General features: G+C 39.5%; 22 protein-coding genes and 1 tRNA gene. 10 read left to right on the forward strand and 13 right to left on the reverse strand.

Annotation, left to right across the window (positions count from 1 at the left end; genetic code table 11):
* Window positions 1-3: 3 nt before the first annotated feature.
* From B9T36_RS02235 to B9T36_RS02275, 10 genes are all read right to left on the reverse strand, one after another.
* Window positions 4-513, reverse strand: coding sequence for a phage tail protein (locus B9T36_RS02235; protein WP_086207949.1), 510 nt, complete (start codon window positions 511-513; stop codon window positions 4-6).
* A complete protein-coding gene (lysC, locus tag B9T36_RS19005) occupies window positions 497-637 on the reverse strand; it encodes an Rz1-like lysis system protein LysC (protein WP_171264391.1) in 141 nt (46 codons plus the stop codon). Before lysC ends, B9T36_RS02235 begins: the two co-directional genes overlap by 17 nt.
* Entirely contained in the window at window positions 634-1,488 is an 855-nt protein-coding gene (locus tag B9T36_RS02240) for an N-acetylmuramidase domain-containing protein (RefSeq protein ID WP_086207950.1), read from the reverse strand. The genes lysC and B9T36_RS02240 overlap by 4 nt, the downstream gene beginning before the upstream one ends.
* Window positions 1,485-1,757, reverse strand: a complete 273-nt coding sequence (locus B9T36_RS02245; RefSeq protein WP_086207951.1) for a phage holin family protein — start codon at window positions 1,755-1,757, stop codon at window positions 1,485-1,487. Before B9T36_RS02245 ends, B9T36_RS02240 begins: the two co-directional genes overlap by 4 nt.
* Window positions 1,754-2,101 (reverse strand): putative holin, encoded by a 348-nt coding sequence (locus B9T36_RS02250; protein ID WP_086207952.1) that lies wholly within the window; start codon window positions 2,099-2,101, stop codon window positions 1,754-1,756. Before B9T36_RS02250 ends, B9T36_RS02245 begins: the two co-directional genes overlap by 4 nt.
* 3 nt (window positions 2,102-2,104) lie before the next feature.
* Window positions 2,105-2,317 (reverse strand): tail protein X, encoded by a 213-nt coding sequence (locus tag B9T36_RS02255; protein ID WP_086207953.1) that lies wholly within the window; start codon window positions 2,315-2,317, stop codon window positions 2,105-2,107.
* Window positions 2,314-2,763, reverse strand: coding sequence for a head completion/stabilization protein (locus B9T36_RS02260; RefSeq protein ID WP_086207954.1), 450 nt, complete (start codon window positions 2,761-2,763; stop codon window positions 2,314-2,316). The genes B9T36_RS02255 and B9T36_RS02260 overlap by 4 nt, the downstream gene beginning before the upstream one ends.
* Before the next feature lie 112 nt (window positions 2,764-2,875).
* Window positions 2,876-3,679, reverse strand: a complete 804-nt coding sequence (gene gpM, locus B9T36_RS02265) for a phage terminase small subunit (protein WP_086207955.1) — start codon at window positions 3,677-3,679, stop codon at window positions 2,876-2,878.
* A 6-nt stretch (window positions 3,680-3,685) separates the two neighbouring features.
* Window positions 3,686-4,696 (reverse strand): phage major capsid protein, P2 family, encoded by a 1,011-nt coding sequence (locus B9T36_RS02270; protein WP_086207956.1) that lies wholly within the window; start codon window positions 4,694-4,696, stop codon window positions 3,686-3,688.
* Window positions 4,697-4,726: 30 nt separating this feature from the next.
* Window positions 4,727-5,569, reverse strand: coding sequence for a GPO family capsid scaffolding protein (locus tag B9T36_RS02275; protein ID WP_086207957.1), 843 nt, complete (start codon window positions 5,567-5,569; stop codon window positions 4,727-4,729).
* A 187-nt stretch (window positions 5,570-5,756) separates the two neighbouring features.
* Here B9T36_RS02275 and B9T36_RS02280 point away from each other — a divergent pair, with 187 nt between their 5' ends.
* Window positions 5,757-7,526 (forward strand): terminase large subunit domain-containing protein, encoded by a 1,770-nt coding sequence (locus B9T36_RS02280; RefSeq protein ID WP_086208245.1) that lies wholly within the window; start codon window positions 5,757-5,759, stop codon window positions 7,524-7,526.
* Window positions 7,523-8,584 (forward strand): phage portal protein, encoded by a 1,062-nt coding sequence (locus tag B9T36_RS02285; RefSeq protein ID WP_086207958.1) that lies wholly within the window; start codon window positions 7,523-7,525, stop codon window positions 8,582-8,584. Before B9T36_RS02280 ends, B9T36_RS02285 begins: the two co-directional genes overlap by 4 nt.
* A gap of 43 nt (window positions 8,585-8,627) precedes the next feature.
* On the opposite strand, the gene B9T36_RS19010 is transcribed toward B9T36_RS02285, so the two are convergent.
* A complete protein-coding gene (locus B9T36_RS19010) occupies window positions 8,628-8,795 on the reverse strand; it encodes a hypothetical protein (protein ID WP_171264380.1) in 168 nt (55 codons plus the stop codon).
* A 165-nt stretch (window positions 8,796-8,960) separates the two neighbouring features.
* Between B9T36_RS19010 and B9T36_RS02290 the strand changes: the two genes are divergently transcribed.
* Both B9T36_RS02290 and B9T36_RS02295 read left to right on the forward strand, forming a co-directional pair.
* Window positions 8,961-9,140 (forward strand): type II toxin-antitoxin system HicA family toxin, encoded by a 180-nt coding sequence (locus tag B9T36_RS02290; RefSeq protein ID WP_016168155.1) that lies wholly within the window; start codon window positions 8,961-8,963, stop codon window positions 9,138-9,140.
* A 60-nt stretch (window positions 9,141-9,200) separates the two neighbouring features.
* Window positions 9,201-9,614, forward strand: coding sequence for an antitoxin (locus B9T36_RS02295; RefSeq protein ID WP_086207959.1), 414 nt, complete (start codon window positions 9,201-9,203; stop codon window positions 9,612-9,614).
* A gap of 815 nt (window positions 9,615-10,429) precedes the next feature.
* Here B9T36_RS02295 and B9T36_RS02300 read toward each other — a convergent pair.
* Window positions 10,430-10,505: transfer RNA gene (locus tag B9T36_RS02300), tRNA-Arg, on the reverse strand.
* 178 nt (window positions 10,506-10,683) lie between these two features.
* On the opposite strand from B9T36_RS02300, the gene B9T36_RS02305 reads away from it, so the two are divergent.
* The 6 genes from B9T36_RS02305 (at window position 10,684) to B9T36_RS02330 (ending at window position 16,205) form a co-directional block, all read left to right on the forward strand.
* Window positions 10,684-11,619 carry an ABC transporter ATP-binding protein gene (locus tag B9T36_RS02305; RefSeq protein ID WP_086207960.1) on the forward strand — a complete coding sequence of 312 codons (936 nt, stop codon included), beginning with the start codon at window positions 10,684-10,686 and terminating at the stop codon, window positions 11,617-11,619.
* Window positions 11,616-12,389, forward strand: a complete 774-nt coding sequence (locus tag B9T36_RS02310; protein ID WP_004982514.1) for an ABC transporter permease — start codon at window positions 11,616-11,618, stop codon at window positions 12,387-12,389. The genes B9T36_RS02305 and B9T36_RS02310 overlap by 4 nt, the downstream gene beginning before the upstream one ends.
* A complete protein-coding gene (gene queF, locus B9T36_RS02315; protein ID WP_086207961.1) occupies window positions 12,389-13,201 on the forward strand; it encodes an NADPH-dependent 7-cyano-7-deazaguanine reductase QueF in 813 nt (270 codons plus the stop codon). The genes B9T36_RS02310 and queF overlap by 1 nt, the downstream gene beginning before the upstream one ends.
* Window positions 13,202-13,228: 27 nt before the next feature.
* The gene (locus B9T36_RS02320; RefSeq protein WP_086207962.1) at window positions 13,229-13,879 is read left to right on the forward strand and encodes a hypothetical protein; all 651 of its coding nucleotides are present in this window, start codon (window positions 13,229-13,231) and stop codon (window positions 13,877-13,879) included.
* 428 nt (window positions 13,880-14,307) lie between these two features.
* Complete coding sequence (gene mltB, locus B9T36_RS02325) at window positions 14,308-15,309, forward strand: lytic murein transglycosylase B (RefSeq protein WP_086207963.1); 1,002 nt, start codon at window positions 14,308-14,310, stop codon at window positions 15,307-15,309.
* A 287-nt stretch (window positions 15,310-15,596) separates the two neighbouring features.
* Window positions 15,597-16,205, forward strand: coding sequence for a septal ring lytic transglycosylase RlpA family protein (locus tag B9T36_RS02330; protein WP_086207964.1), 609 nt, complete (start codon window positions 15,597-15,599; stop codon window positions 16,203-16,205).
* 644 nt (window positions 16,206-16,849) lie between these two features.
* On the opposite strand, the gene B9T36_RS02340 is transcribed toward B9T36_RS02330, so the two are convergent.
* Window positions 16,850-17,167, reverse strand: a complete 318-nt coding sequence (locus B9T36_RS02340; RefSeq protein WP_086207966.1) for an AzlD domain-containing protein — start codon at window positions 17,165-17,167, stop codon at window positions 16,850-16,852.
* Between the last annotated feature and the right edge of the window lies 1 nt (window position 17,168).

Here is a 17,168-nt window from a genome sequence, read left to right on the forward strand (position 1 = left end):
CAATTAGGGCCCAAAGTAATGATTTTCAGGTGGCGCAGACATCCACTCAGCCAAGACTTCACCCGTCTTATGATCGATCATTTTGAATGGCTTAGGTTCAGTCGCAGTTTCATATTGAGGTTCATCGGGAAAAGAAATATCGAGTGTGCCATCGCCTTGACGTTTCACAATCACCCGTTCAGTTAGAGGAAATGTTAAAGAAAGGTCGACTGTATGATTGCTCAGTATTTCAGTCTCAAACTTAAATGCCTCTTTCGATTTTTCAGTGTTCACCAACAGCTCATGTTGATGCGTGCGCACCCAATCGAACAAAGGCAGCATGACTGCATCAAGCTCCCCTGCAAAGTCGGTTAGGATTAAATTGATTTCATAGACATATTCAAATGAAAGGCCATTTGCCTTAGTGCAACGTACATTACCTTTGTCTGTAAAAATCAACAAACGATCAGGATCACGCTGGAGTTCTTTCACCGCACTGAGTAAGTGACTTTTTAAACTATTGGGCTTTCTCATTGTTTTGATCCTGAATTTTGATAATAGAATCCACCTTCGCTGAACACTGTGCTCGAGCAAGTTCCGTTTGCTCTAAAGCCAAGACCAAATCTAGATTTATGCTTAGGCTAAATAGTGGCATCATGCGACTTGCTTTGCTCCATAAATTGGCTCAAGGTGATCCCATTCTTTTTGGAACTTGGCTTGGTAACCGAGCTTTTTGTAGTTTGGACCGTTATAAAGCGTGAAAACTGCTGTCCACTCTTCTGCACGTAAGGCTTCTAATAATGAAACTTTTTTTCCGCCAACTGTGCCAGTTTTCCATTCAATAAAGCGGATAAAGGCTTCAAGCTGTAAGGATTCACTGGTTTGCATTTGTTTCTCGAAATCGAAAACGGATTCGTATCCTAATTCTTTCCAGTTTTCACCCATAATTTGGAACTGCCCCCAACTACATGACATCAAGGCAGACTCAGGATGAATGTTTTGAGCTAACCGCAAGCGGGTGTATTCCGCTTCATTTCCCTTATAGCCACCCGTTTTAGGATTTACGATGCTTGGGCATGTTTGTGCTTGTAAACTGGCAAAGGACTTGCCTTTAAACTGCCCTAAGTAGAAGTACATGCGATGACGTTCAAATAGGATTTTGGCTTTACCATTTTTTAAAAAACCTACCCCACGTCCTTCCACAGCACCAAAGACACGGATGGTCAATTCAGATACTTTTAGACGTTTTGCTGCGTCAATATAGTCGCTGTCTTTGAGCAACTTACTAACATCAGAACCTGCAAGTGCAGCGCGGGTTTTATCCCCGACTTTTCCGTCGACCAAAATGCCTTTGCTTTTTTGGAATTGAATGACGGCAAACTCTGTACTTTCACCAAAAATGCCGTCGGTACTGAGAGGCTTACCTGTTTGGCCTTTATAACCAAGCTCTTTCAGTTTTTTCTGAACTAAGACGACTTCATCGCCTCGAGCACCATATTTAAGAATCATTGAGTCGTACTCCAAATAAGTTTGGCCACATTACCTTTGGATCTCCAGATGAGTACCCCAAGAAGTACTGCAAAGATGGCATCCCACAAGGTCACAGGGTCTTTGAAAAATAAAATGTGAATGGACTGGCCTAAAAATGATCCGATTAAAACAGTTGCTAACCATGAATAACCACGATGGAAGTTTCCACCGTGGCTGAAGCAAGCAATACGAAATCCGCATAATAAATAGGCTAAGACTGCGATCCATTGAAAGATAAGTTCGATCATGGTTTCCCACCTCGGAAAATGCTCAGAATGTCAGACAGCTTGGCTGACTTAACCCAATCCACCACTTTGATTAGAATGAACAAGCAAAGGGTCGAGGTAATAAGCGCTGCGACTGCATCTGTTTTTAAAAATGTGTGTTCAGTAATTAATGGAGCACTGATATAACCAATACCCGTTGCAAGAAGCATGTTTCGGATACGTTGATAAGGATTTAAATCTTTTTCAAATGTGGCAATAAATGCTGCCCCAAGTACTGCCCCTAACAATGCGTTGCCATTGATAAATGGAAATAATGAAACCGCACTCAAAGTTGCAATAGTTACTGGTGTTGTTGGTTCTGCCATTTTTTAATCCCATAGCTGGATGGTTTGTTTTGTTTGTTGTGGTGTTTCAATATCAGGCAGAATGACTTCCGTCCCCATCGGAATAAAAACGCCATGCTCGATTAGACTTGGATTGGCTTCGAGCACCATTTCCACAACACCAGCACTGCGTCCGTATTCACGCCAACAAATGCTGTCGACAGTGTCGTTTTGAATAGCGATGATGGTTTTGCTCATATCAGCTCCACGACTGTGTGGTTCTCACCTAATAAATGCTGAATCGCCCATTGCTTGTTACGACGATAATCATCGACTGTACATTCAACTTGCTCAGCTTTTTTTGCCCCAGAGTTTGAACTGTCATAGTTTCTATAATTCTCATTTACTTTTGCTGCGACACCGTTGGCCACTGCAGACAAATATAAAAAGTCTGTATCAGGTTGATCATTGATTTGGGTTGTCGATAGCTCAGACAAAGCCCCTGCTTTGGCTTTGAGTGATACTAATAATCGGTTGGTGTCGAGCACTTCTTCGACAATTGCTTGCTTGAGTCTTTCGTTCGTAACTGCGCTATCAATACGGACAATTTCTCGGATTTGATCCAAAACAATAATCGGATAAAACGGGTCACTTTTGATTTGGATTTGGCTTGGTGTGTAATTGCCATTTGCGACGAATCCCATGCTATCCCCTGCCGTTGTTTTTGTTAGTGCATGGGTGGGAACAATGGTTTTAATGAGTATTACAGTGTAATGACATCACCATTGTTCGCCCATGCGGTGCGTGGGCACTCGGTTATGTCGGTTTGAACTGCAGGTCGCCCTGGTCATCCACGACTTGTGAACCGTTTGCATTGAGCAAAGGTTCAGCTTGTTTTTCTACTTCTGGTGGGAACTTTTTCAACAATGTCTCCACTGTTTTTAAATCCTGTTTACCACCACACTTGTCATCCAGTTCAATTGCGCGTTCAAGATATGCTTGTGCTTCTTGAGCAAATGCAATATCTGACTGACTCGGTTCATCTTTGCTTTGGATCTGTTTAATCGTTGCTTTGCCTAAAGCAACCAAAAGCTTTGATTTAACTTGATCAGGCATGTCTGGAAGTTTTTCATCAAACTTTGTATGAAGGACAAGTTGCTCAAGCTGCTGCAGTACCCCAATTTCAACTTCAACATTGGTTTTCAACTGCTTCAAAAATGCGTTAGCAATTTCTTCAGTCACCAAAGTAGCCGTCTTCCGCTCAAAACGATCAGGCATGATCATGTTGTGCCATAGCGCAAATTCTGCCATTTCTAGTGCTTTGGCATAATTCCCAGTGTCGATACACCAAACCAAAAGTGTCATAAAAACTTCATCTTGGACGCCAGTATTGGCTTCTATAATTCCATCTACATAAGGTAAGTAAGTTGGAACCAACCCTTGCTTGAGCTGAATTTTTGCTTCGGTGGACTGAATTTGTTTAAGTCGTCGACGGTCATTATTAAGCTGCGTTAATTGCAACTCATAAGCCGTTTGCGACTCCATAGTGCCAAACTCAGCAGCCGTTTCGGCTGCCGCTTTAGCACTATGTTTAAGAAAATGTTGACGTGCTAGATTCATTCAACATTACCCCGCCAAGATTTCGATGTTTTCAACCATCGCAGCAAGGCCTAAATCTTCGATGTAGTAATCTTCATTTGAAGACTCGTAGTTCTCGATTTGGTCACGCTTCGGGTTATCGATGACGGTACGTCGACGAGATCCTTCTTGCACATAAATCGATAAGTTATCGAAAGTGGTGACTAAGATGGTATCTTCAGGGAAGTACGGCACTGCATAGACTGGTAAGTTGCCCATACGTTTTTGACTGATAATGATGTCTGCAGCCAGCTTTTCAGAGTTCGGCTGATCTTGGTTGACCAATGGGAAGTATTTATCCGCTACAGTTTTACGGTTACAAAGCACCACAAGATCAGGGTTGTCCTGGTGTACTTCATCGATCATTTCATCAACTAAGGTCATCACCAAAGCGTCTACATTTTTGTAGTCACCTAATTTGCCAATAGTAATTTTGCCCTGTGCTGCACCTGAAGAAAGGACACGTGCCACATTTTCTTCACGCATTTTTTGCAGCCAGCCTTTGTTGACATCCTGCAATTTTGGATTGGCCACAATGTCTGTGGTCGCGGCAAAAGACGTACCATTAAAACCAATCATGATGCGGTCAAGACCTTGACGCTTATGGATTTGACCCGAAAAACGTGCATAGAAGTCTGGGAACTTCGCCCATTGATCTAACTTCTGATATTTGATGGCAGTATCAAAATCGGTTTTACGACAGAAGTATACTCGCTCATCCATACTGGTCGGATCTTTGGCCTGACGATCCGTTGTATCTGTGTTGGTACGTGAAGCAATTGGACGAGAAATACCAAGACCAACAGCAGATGATGATTGTTCTAAAACAGGGAAAATATTGATTCGTTGCAAAAATGCTGAAGAGAGCTGAATTTTATCTTCCAGTGTTTGTTGCACAGTTGGCGCAACTGTGAATTTTTGGGAGACAGACTCAACACCATTTTTTGCAGCCAATTTCTGCATTGCAGCATTAAATTTTAATCGAGTTTCTTTACGCATAATTTGTGCTCTTATATTTATAAAGTTGAATTAGCAGTCAACTTCTTCTGTGAATTTTGAATTGCCAGATTTTGGACGAGATTCATCGTTTGGCTCACTATCGAGCTTGGTTTTCAGCTCTTTGAAATCATTTTTCAATTGCTCATGTTCTTGATTCAAAGTGCCGTATTTCTCTTCCAAATCAGAGACAACCTCACCTTGCTTTGCAGTTTCTGTTGCGATTTCCAAAATGGCTTCTTCCTGTTCTGAAAAAGACTCCGCAGACTTTTTCTCGCCTTTTTCTTGTTTTTTAAACATTTCTTTTACTTTTTGGATCAAGCCTGCGGAATAGGATTGCTGCTCTTTGACCTCTTCAAATTCGATTTTGGTCTCAACAGAAGCGGTAAATAAGTTTTCAGGTCGTAACTTACGTTCATTGAATGGATTGACTGTAGCACCAGAAGCAAAACTCAACATTTCTGTGCCTAATGATGCAGGGCTGTCAGTCACAGCAAGCCCAATTAGATATGCAGAACCAGTTTTAGCAAAGTTCTCATCTACTTCAATGGAGGTATAGACTTTTTGCTTTTTCTGATTGAGGGCAATCAAACTATCTGTTGGTTCGATTTGTGCAAATAGTGCATCCTTTTCTTCACCGTTGATGGTGACTTTTTCTGTTTTGAGTGCAATGACATCACCATACGCACCAAAGGTACCATCTGGTAAATAGCTACGAATGTGCTCGACATTGATACGGGCACCATAGGTGTTTGGATCATAGTTTTCAGCCATTTGGATAATCCAATCGGCTTGAATTTCACGTCCATCCGTAGTGTCCCCTGCTACAGCGATGCGGAACCACTTGGATTTATATTTTTTATCTTCTTTGCCCATTTGCAAACCTATTCAGTAAATTGATTGTCGGATATAAATCACGTTTTCGAATAGGTGCAGAATGGGCAATCTTGCATGCCATCTGCAATCCGAATTCCTTGTATATAACTCACATACAAATTAATCAGACTGCTAAAAAGACACGGTACTGCCAATGTTTGCACATGAAAGCAAACAGCCCTTGGCAATGAATGATTTATCTCCAATAGCAAACTTACATCTGATTATGGACAACAAACTGAAAGCCAAATTCCTATATTGGCTTGGATGGAAAATTGTCGATATTGCAGAAGTACTGAACGAAAATGAGCGAACAGTTCAGGCATGGAAAACACGTGAAGATTGGGAAAAAGAAAAGCCCGAAAATCGTGTAGAAAATGCTTTGTCTCTTCGCCTGATGATGCTCATTCTTAAAAATAAAAAAACGTCAGGTGACATTAAAGAAATTGATGCATTGATGCGGGCATATAAAGAGTTTGCCCGAATTGAGAAGTATCGAAATGATGGTACTGAAGCAGACTTAAACCCTGAGATCCGTAAACGAAATACCGCACCACGTAAAAAAATACCTAACCATTTTACCGAAGAACAAATCGAAGAATTGGTGCTGGCGTTTGAGGAAAACCTGTTTGATTACCAATGGAATTGGTATCGGGCAATGGATCAACGTTCCCGTGCAATTCTAAAAAGTCGGCAGATTGGTGCAACTTATTATTTTGCTCGTGAAGCTCTGATTGATGCTTTGAAAACTGGTCGAAATCAAATTTTCTTGTCGGCTTCAAAAGCCCAAGCGCATATTTTTAAGCATTACATCAAAGCCTTTGCAGCTGATGTTTGTGGGGTAGAACTCACGGGTGATCCTATTGTTCTTTCCAATGGTGCAGAGCTTTTGTTTTTAGGTACAAATTACCGTACAGCACAAGGACACCACGGTAACTTTTATTTCGATGAATTTTTCTGGACTCATGGATTTAATGAGTTGGAAAAAGTTGCATCGGCAATGGCTTTGCATAAGAAATGGCGTAAAACCTATTTTTCTACACCATCAACTATTACCCATGAAGCACATTCATTCTGGACGGGTGAACGATTCAACAAAGGTCGTCCGAAAAACAAGCAAGTTAAAATTGATGTCTCGCATTCTGCTCTGAAAAAAGGACGACTTTGCGAGGACAAGATTTGGCGACAAATTGTCACCATTTTGGATGCTGAAGAAGGCGGATGCGATCTATTCAATATTGATGATCTTCGTTTTGAATACTCTGCAGATGACTTTCAAAACTTGTTGATGTGTGAATTCGTGGATGATGGTCAATCCATGTTCCCGCTAAACATGCTTCAGCACTGCATGGTGGACAGTTTAGAAACTTGGTCTGATTTCAAAGTTTGGCATTCACGCCCTTATGCTAACAAACCAGTGTGGGTTGGATACGATCCCGCTTTGACTGGAGATAATGCTGGCTTAGTTGTAGTTGCCCCTCCTGCTGTTGCGGGCGGTAAGTTCCGTGTATTAGAACGTCACCAGTTCAAAGGCGATGACTTTGCCCAACAAGCAGAACATATCAGAAGTATCACTTTACGCTACAACGTAACTTACATCGGTATTGATACAACAGGAATGGGCGTAGGTGTTGCAGAACTTGTCCGTCAGTTCTTTCCTGCTGTTCATTCATTTAAATATTCACCAGAAGTTAAAGCCCAACTTGTTTATAAGACCTTAGATGTCATCCGCAATGGACGACTTGAATACGATGCAGGCGATAAGGATTTAACTCAGTCCCTTATGAGCATCAAAAAAACAATTACAGCTAGTCAAAAACAAATCACGTTTACTGCTGGTCGATCAGAAGACATAGGACATGCCGATCTCGCTTGGGCGCTAATGCATGCAATCTATAACGAACCGTTGGCTGGCATTACAGAAACAAACACTTCCGTCTTGGAGATTTACTCATGAACCCATTTTCAACAGCCAAAAGTTTAATGACCTCAGCACTAAACTTATTACCGCAGCCATTACAACAAACAGTTTCTCAGAAAACGGAAGCATTCTCCTTTGGTGATGCTGTTCCAGTATTGAATGGAAATGATTTATCAAACTACATGGAATGCTGGTTTAATGGTCGTTGGTACGAACCGCAAGTCAGTCTAGAAGGTCTATCAAAGAGCTGGAAATCAACACCGTATTTAAGCAGTGGGATTATTTTCAAACGGAATTTTTTAGCCAACTTATTTGTGCCACACACACGTATGAGCCGACAGTCTTTTGAACAAGTCGGATTGGATTTTATTTGGTGCGGAAATACTTATGTTGAAGACGTCCGCTCACGCCTGAACAATACAATTGAGTTCAAACCTGCTTTAGCAAAATATACAAGAGCAGGGGAAAATAAAGGGCAATACTTTTATTTAGATCAAGGACATCGCGGATATACAGAGCATGAATTTCCCCAAGACCGCATTTGTCAAATTCGGGAAACTGATGTTGATCAAGAAATTTATGGTACGCCTGAATATATTTCTGCTTTGCAAAGTGCTTGGCTGAATGAATCTGCTACTCTCTTTCGTCGTAAGTATTACAACAATGGTTCCCATGCTGGATTTATTCTTTATGTAAATGATCCTGCTAGCGATCCAAATGACATTACTGCCCTACGTACAGCATTAAAAGAAAGTAAAGGACCAGGGAATTTCCGAAACTTGTTTTATTACAGTCCAAATGGGAAAAAGGATGGTATTCAAGTCATCCCAACTTCCGAGATTGCAGCAAAGGATGATTTCACTAATATTAAGTCAATTACACGTGATGATACTTTGGCTGCTTTACGTATTCCGCCACAGTTGATGGGTATCGTTCCAAGTAATGCTGGCGGATTTGGTGATATTAAATCTGCTACCGAAGTGTTTTATCACAATGAAATTGTGCCATTGCAATCGCGTCTACTTCAGTTTAATGAATGGGCGGGTGATGAGGTGATTAAGTTCAAAGAGTATGGATTAATCAAATCAAAATAAATTGTAAACACTAAGACCTAAAAAAAGCCCTAAGGGCTTTTTTTTATGGACTCATTCGTTCCAATATCACTTGTAAATCATAATTTACTTTTTCTATATCACCAGTTAAATAAGTATGCTCTTCTTCTTTAAGCATCATTAACAGTTCATTTAATTGCACAAGCTTGAGTTGAGCTTTCAAAATCTGTTCATTCATTAATTGATTTTTCATAATTAAAACATCCAAAAACAATAACTTAATTAACTTTACGACAGAGATTTTCGCTCCATATAGATAATATTGCAAGCAATAAATAAGACAAAATTGTCTTAATTTAAGTAGACAATAAGACAAATTTGTCTTATAATAAGTTATTGTTTAAACAAGGTGAAGCTTATGAGCTACAACGAATTTAAACGATGGCTTCTAGCACAAGGTGTTGTTATTTTGCGCAAGGGAAAGGGTTCACACATGATTATTGAGTTAAACGGTAAGAAAAGTGTTTTCCCCAACCACGGCAAGAAAGAGATACCAGAGGGCACTCGTTTAAAGATCAAAAAGGATTTGGGGCTTTAGCCTCAAATCCTATGTAGCTTTTAGGTTTAAACTCGTACTATTAGTCGAGGTATTTATAAGATGAAATATGCAGTGAAAATTGTGCAAGAAGGCGATGCCTTTCTTGTAAGTGCTCGTGATTTACCAGAATTAAATAGTGTTGGATATTCATTGGAAGAGGCTTTATCTGAAGCCTTGGAAGGTATCGAGACAGTATTTATGATGTATATGGATGATCGCAAGATGATTCCTTTACCAACAGATCAGGAGGATGGTGAGTATCTCATTCATGTGCCTGTTTTGGTTGCTTCAAAAATCTATCTATACAACGAAATGTTAGATCAGAAAGTGACTAAAGCAGAACTTGCTAGACGCTTAGGCGGTATACAGAAAAATGCCGATAGATTGTTATCATTAAAACATGGTACCAAAATTGAAGCAGTTGAAGATGCATTCAAAGCATTAGGCAAAGAATTGAAAATTCAAATCGCATAACCACTCCTCAATAAAAATGCCCGCGTACATCGCGGGTTTTTTTGACCCCAAGAACAAACGAGAATAATTCTCACCTATATCCACCCCACACCTTGCCCCGCGCAGTTGCCCCACCCCACCTGCCCTCTCTAAATGTGGCTGTTTTACTGCAAGGCCAGACATAAGAAAAAATCAGGCAAACATAGGGCGTGATTAGGGCATTTCAAACTTCGAGAAGCTTTTTTAATACTGCATTTCACTACAGATAAACATGTTTGACTGTTTGGATAAAAGTTGAGCTAAGACAAGAGAGAATAAATATTCAGTCTTATAACTATTGCGAACATAATCTAATGCATTCCCATCTATTGAGCACAAATAAATGTGTTTTCTAGGTCATAGATTTTTTTTTGAAGTAATAAAGTAATTTTAAAATTTAAGTTACTGAAATATATAAATAAACATGATTACATTAAAGTGTAATTTTTTGTAATATTCTAGGTAATATTTTATAAGTTATTGATTTTATTAGCATGGTATCAGGTTAAATCTAACTAATTTTTACAGTAATTAATTACTAACATATTACCTCTAAATTACATCTTAAAAATACTATAAGTTATTGTATTAAATATAATTATAAGAAAATATTACTTTATTACTTCAAAAAAACGATAGTCCCCGAATATTTTCAATTTTACCTAAATTTAGGCTTTTGAATGTTTTTCATACTGTTTTTTTAATTTTGATGGGAATGATATGGGAATTTTCACCCTCAAAAACCCATTTAAATACACATGTATAAAAATGTAAGTCATTGATAAATAACAATAAATTGGTGCGCTCAGCGGGACTCGAACCCACGCCACAGGCTTCGGAGACCTGTACTCTATCCAGTTGAGCTATGAGCGCGCGAGCACATCATATCAAAAAAAATCACAAGGTAAAGCATCTATATAGCTTAGAGTGATTTTCCTGCTTATGCTTTATACAATGTTCCATATCTGCAACACAGAATTGCGAGTAGATTACTTGGTTTATTAGGCATAATCGCTCACAATAGTGCCACTATTAATCATTCGAGAATTTCATGACTGATGCATTGACGTTAAGAGATTTGTCCAAAACCTATAAAAATGGGTTTCAGGCCTTAAAAGGCATCAATCTAACTGTTCCTGAAGGTGAGTTCTATGCCCTTCTTGGACCAAATGGTGCAGGCAAATCTACAACGATTGGTATTATCAGCTCATTGACCAAGAAAACCGCAGGTACTGTCGAAATTTTTGGACATAATCTCGACACCCACCCTTCTCAAGCCAAACAGTGCTTAGGAGTTGTACCTCAAGAGTTTAACTTCGGTCAGTTTGAAAAAACCTTCGATATCTTAGTCACACAAGCGGGCTATTATGGTATTCCTAAAAAAATTGCAGAAGTTCGTGCCGAAGAATATTTAGAAAAACTCGGCTTATGGGAAAAACGTGGTGTTCAAGCTCGCATGCTTTCAGGTGGTATGAAGCGTCGCCTGATGATTGCCCGTGCCATGATGCATGAACCAAAACTCCTTATTTTAGATGAACCTACCGCAGGGGTTGACATTGAACTGCGTCGTTCGATGTGGGACTTCCTCACAGAAATGAACAGTAAAGGTACCTCGATCATTTTAACGACACACTATTTAGAAGAAGCGGAAATGCTATGTCGTCGAATTGCCATTATTGACCGTGGTGTGATTAAAGAAGACACCAGCATGAAAAATTTCCTCAATCAGCTCAATGAGGAAACCTTTATTTTTGATTTGGCCACACCGATTGAGCCGATTCATATCGACATTATTGGGGTTCGTTTCCACTTAGTCGACGCCGTGACTCTAGAAGTGACTATGGATAGAGCACATACTCTCAATGACTTATTTCAATTGCTCGAATCGCAAGGGATCCAAGTTCGTAGTATGCGGAACAAATCCAACCGTTTAGAAGAACTGTTTGTGAAGATGGTCGAAAAAAATCTCGAAGGAACTACGCCATGAACTTAAATCAACTTAGCGTAGCTTTATATACTCTGGTGCATAAAGAAATTCGCCGCTTTATGCGTATCTGGCCGCAAACCTTACTTCCACCTGCCATTACCATGAGTTTGTACTTTGTGATATTTGGTAATTTGGTCGGTTCTCGTATTGGTGAGATGGGCGGTTTTAGCTATATGCAGTTCATCGTCCCTGGACTGATTATGATGGCGGTGATTACCAACAGTTATGCTAACGTTTCTTCGAGCTTTTTTAGTGCCAAATTTCAAAAAAGTATTGAAGAGCTGATCATGAGTCCTGTACCTTTGCATGCCATTTTATGGGGCTTTGTCTTAGGCGGTGTCTGTCGTGGGGTCTTGGTCGGTATTATAGTAACGGCTATGAGTTTATTTTTTACTGACCTGTATATTACCAATTGGTTTGTTACCATTTACACCGTCTTGGTCACCTCGTTCTTATTTTCACTGGGTGGTTTTATCAATGCTGTGTATGCGAAATCTTTTGATGACATCTCCATCATCCCAACCTTTGTGCTGACGCCTTTAACTTATTTAGGCGGCGTATTTTATGCCATTTCAGCACTCAGCCCTTTTTGGCAAAATTTATCGTTGATCAATCCGATTGTATATATGGTCAATGCTTTTCGTTTCGGTATTTTAGGTCATAGCGATGTTAACGTCGTCGTCTCCCTATCCGTTATGACTATATGTTGTGCAGTGCTTTATGGCATTGCTTACTATTTACTTTCTCGTGGTTCAGGAATGCGTGAATAATGAGTGTAGAACATTCTCTTTTGGGTAAAGACACCAATTACCCAACAACTTATCAACCCGACATTCTTTTTCCTATTGCCCGTGCCACTGCACGTGAGCACTATGCGCATGTTGAAGGTATTCAACAAGGTAAAGACTGGTGGCATGTTTTTGAAATTTCTTGGCTAAATCACCACGGTGTTCCGCAAGTTGCTATTGGTCGCATCAGTCTGCCTGCCACCTCGCCCAATCTCATTGAGTCAAAGTCATTAAAACTCTACTTTAATAGCATGAACTTTACTCAGTTTGAGTCTAAAGCTGCATTTAAAGCAACGGTTGAACAGGATTTATCGGCGGCGGCTGGTGCAGATGTGAGTATTGAGTTGTTTCATGTTGATGATGTGCAAGTTAGTCAGCCTGAAGGCATCTGTATTGATGAACTGATTCCAACCCAACTGGAAAATCATCCCAATGCAAATCTGTTGGCATTGGATAGCGCTGCTGAAGATGTTGAAGTACAGATTTACTCGCATTTACTCAGAAGTAACTGCCCAGTCACTGGACAACCAGATTGGGGTACGGTATTTATCAGATATAAAGGTAAAAAGCCTTGTTATAACAGCATACTGGCTTATATTATCTCTTACCGTCAGCACAACGGCTTCCACGAACAATGTGTGGAACAAATATTTGCCGATATTTGGCAAAATTTGAAACCTGAAAAGCTGATGGTGTACGCAGCTTATACACGCCGTGGTGGTTTAGATATTAATCCGTGTCGTGTGTCTGATGTGTCATGGATGCCCCGCCCAATTCGATTGGCGCGACAATAAAATAAAGAACATTGAGGTTAATACACGATGCCATTTTTTGGTTTTATTCCATCGACTGAACTTTTACAGACTATTCAAACTGCTCAGCAGAAGAAAGACTCAAGTGAACCTTTATATCCACTTCGAGACAAAACAGCACTACTGATCAATGATGAAATTATTGATGCCATTTTAACTGAGTTAGTACGCCGTTTTCCACCGAGTGATAAACGAGATACAGCGGAAAAACTGGCTGGCTATATTAAGTCAACAGTTGCGGTTTTGTTGAAGCAACTCTTAGGCAAAGCATCAAACGACGTAGTGCAAGCTTCAATTCAGTTTTCTGAAAAAAGCTTGTTTAAAGATGCTGAAGGTCAGTTCCGTGTGGGTGAAGCTTTAGATGCAAGCTTAGTGACCAGCCTCAAATATAATTTTGCTGAAATTAAAGCAGGCAATGAAGTAGATAAAGCCGCGTTAACCGAACTGTATAAACAGTTTGCTGAAGCGACTGTACGCCACTTTATGAATGACTTTAATAAAACCCTCGATTTGGGCATGATCAAGCGTAAAGCAGCCGATATCGGTTCTGCGGCTGTCATTAAAGCGGTTCATATTGCAGCGAATAAAATCATCCCAAATTTAACCAAAGATGAACTTTTAGCTTTAGCTGAGTATCACGACACTTTATTTCATGCTTAAAGACTAAAAGCCTTTCGCGACTTTTCAGATCAAATGACTCTATTTATATAGGGTCATTTTTGTTTCTAAGCTGTAATTCCTTACGTTTTGTATAAATGCATACTTTTGCCATAAAGTCTTCAATAAAAAATGGGCTTACATGTAGATACCGAGCTTTTTATATCAATGAGTAAAACTTGACTTATACCGTCACACTAAAAAATCTATGAAGCTCTATCCTGTTTTCCTTGATCTGCCTTATATATAGGCTGAGTTTGTCTTTTTTTGTATCCCTATTTGCCCGCTTTAGTACAGACAGTGTTATCTTAAAGCCTGTCCAAACTAGACTCTGTTCACAAGAATTTCGACATAATATAAATGCGTAGTTTAGAGCTTCGCTCTATTCGCTTTGGTCCACGGCCCATCATGACTCTGGAAATTAGACTTCTATGTTAAATTTAAACTTTTATAACAAAGTTAAACGTTTACCTTTATTGATTGGCGCTTTGTCAATCACCAGCTTTTGCCAAGCCAACGATTTCGCTTCTCATCCTGACTATATCAGCTTCAAGCAAAAAACCATGCAAAACTATGGACTGTCTGCTGAACAAGTCGATTGGGCCATGAATGGCTCTAAAAACTTGCCCAATATTATTAACATTATGAATCGTCCAGGTGAAAGCAAACCGTGGTACGAATATAAAACCAACTTTATGGCTGAAAGCACCATTCAACGTGGTGTCCGCTTTAAAGAACAATATGCTGATACCCTAAACCGTGCCGAACAACAATTTGGTGTACCCCAGTCCGTCATTCTCGGCATTTTAGGGGTAGAAACAGGTTTTGGGAGCAATAAAGGTAATTTTGTGACTCGTGATGCCTTAGCGACTTTAGGTTTTGGTTACGAACGCCGTAAGCAATATTTCCAAGATGAACTCAGTGCTTTAATCGCATGGAGCTATAAAGATGGCGTGCCAACCAACTCGGTTGTAGGTTCATACGCGGGTGCGGTGGGCTACCCACAATTTATGCCAAGCAACATTCCAAAGTTTGGGGTGGATTATGACGGTAACGGTCATGTCGATTTACGAAATTCAGCAGTGGATGCTATCGGCTCAATTGCCAACTATTTAGCAAATCATGGCTGGCAACGTAATCAGCCAATTGGATTCGCAGCACGCTATAGTGGTTCTAATCCTGAATCTGTGATTGCCAAAGATTTAACCTTACCGACACCTTATGGTGTGCTGAAAAATCAGGGCATTCAACCCACCAATCCGATTGTGAAAATTGATGATTTAGATATGGTGAATGTGATCCAACTACAGGAAAACTATGGGCAAAGTTATTACATTACCTACCCTAATTTTCAGGTGATCACAACCTACAATAAGAGTCGTATGTATGCGACTGCGGTGTGGCAGTTAGGGGCTGAAATTGCTAGCCGATAAGGCTAGATTTTTACTCAAGATTAAAATGTCAACAAAAAAATATTTAAAAATGATGTAAAATTCGGCATTTTTAATATTATGTTACAATATTGATTATTTTTTAATCAAAAAACGTTCAGTTTATGTAGTTTTTATCATTATTTTAATTAAACACTAGACATGCTTATGACTGCATGAATATTATCCATTTCGTCAAATGCTGTTGCAAAAGTGAATTAACAGGCAAGTTTTTTTATCTTTCAGCCACTTAGTTTAAAGAAAAAAGCGTTGTCTTTTGGAGTTTATAAATGCAGTCATCACTTAAATATATACTGGCCATTGCCTCGACCATCGTGCTGAGCCAATCGCAAGCAGAGATGGTTCAGTCATCATTTACCAATGATAATGATAACTCTCGTCTAGCTGCACGTGTCTTAAATAAAGATGCTCAAGGCTTCAACTCACACTTCTCAAATTTAAATAGCCTTTCAATCACTGAACGTTCAGGCGATAAAATTCGCCGCGAAACAATCGCTGCAAAAATTGAAATCCCTGAAGAAGAGCCTTCAGTGATTGAAAAGTTAAATACTGTTGCATCAAATACAGTACGTAAGTTTAGCCAAACCGGTATGGCCTCTTGGTATGGTCGTCAGTTCCATGGTCGTAAAACTGCAAGTGGTGAGACATTCGATATGAATGCATTAACTGCTGCACACCGTAGCCTGCCACTAAACTGCTATATCCGCGTAACGAATAAAACCAATGGTAAGAGCGTTGTGGTTAAAGTTAACGACCGCGGTCCTTTCCACGGTAACCGTGTACTTGATTTATCTTACGGCGCAGCAAAACAATTGGGTATTACCAATTCAGGTACTGCGAAAGTTAGCATTGAACGTATTGATGGACCAAACTCTTAAGATTCAGACCTACAACACGTATTTGACAGTAAAGCCACAGTAATGTGGCTTTTTTAATACCTAGTCTTTATACAAATGACTGCAGATGATCCTTAGCCGTTCTATCTCGATGCTTTAACATCGCTCAAAACCATGTTTACATCGAATAAAAAAATCCAATCGCTCCAGTTTTTGAGTTGGCTGTGCTCACAATCTTGGTAACTTTGTAGGTTTAGCCGAGCTAATGTGTTCTTAATTCATTTTTTGTATATTCAAAGCTATTTTTCATCCACTTTGAAGCGTGATTTTATCTATTCTCGAATTCAGAGCTATTTGACAAATTCGCATGTGAATTCAGCTTCTTTTTTACGATATGGCAGGTGTTAGAGCTCTACTGATTTTTGTATAAATAGAAGCATTTTATGCTTACAAATGCTAAAGAAAATGCTGTTCTTTCTTCAAAGTTCTCAAACAACCCCTCATTTGCTCAATTTTCAATATTTTCATATTCCCAATCAAAGCTACGTCAAATTGCTAAACAGTGTAAAAATCGCAAACAGTGCGCATTTAGAACAATATAAATTTAAAAGCGATGAAAAAGATCAAACTCTTGCACTTTTTCATCCTTTTTTCGGTCTTTTATGGGTCTATTTGCTCATGAAATGCTAAAAATCGAATAACAGATTCAGACCATAAAAAAATCCTAAACTGAGTAAAATACTGAGCAATAACTTTCTGGTCAAAAGGGTGATCAACAAGGTAAAAATTGCCCCATAAAAATAGCTATTTTGAAATATCCCTTTCCACTGTGAATCCTCAAAAAAAACCAGTGGCAAACAAATCGAAACCATGAGACAAGGCGCTGCATATTTCAGCATGCGTGTCGCAAATTTAGGCAGTCGAATTTGAGTTTTAGGCTCTAAAAATAAATACCGATTAAAAAAAGTCACACAAGTTAAGCTAAAAACAAATAACCAAGTCATC

It is taken from the genome of Acinetobacter sp. ANC 4204 (genome assembly GCF_002135205.1).
Lineage (GTDB): Bacteria > Pseudomonadota > Gammaproteobacteria > Pseudomonadales > Moraxellaceae > Acinetobacter.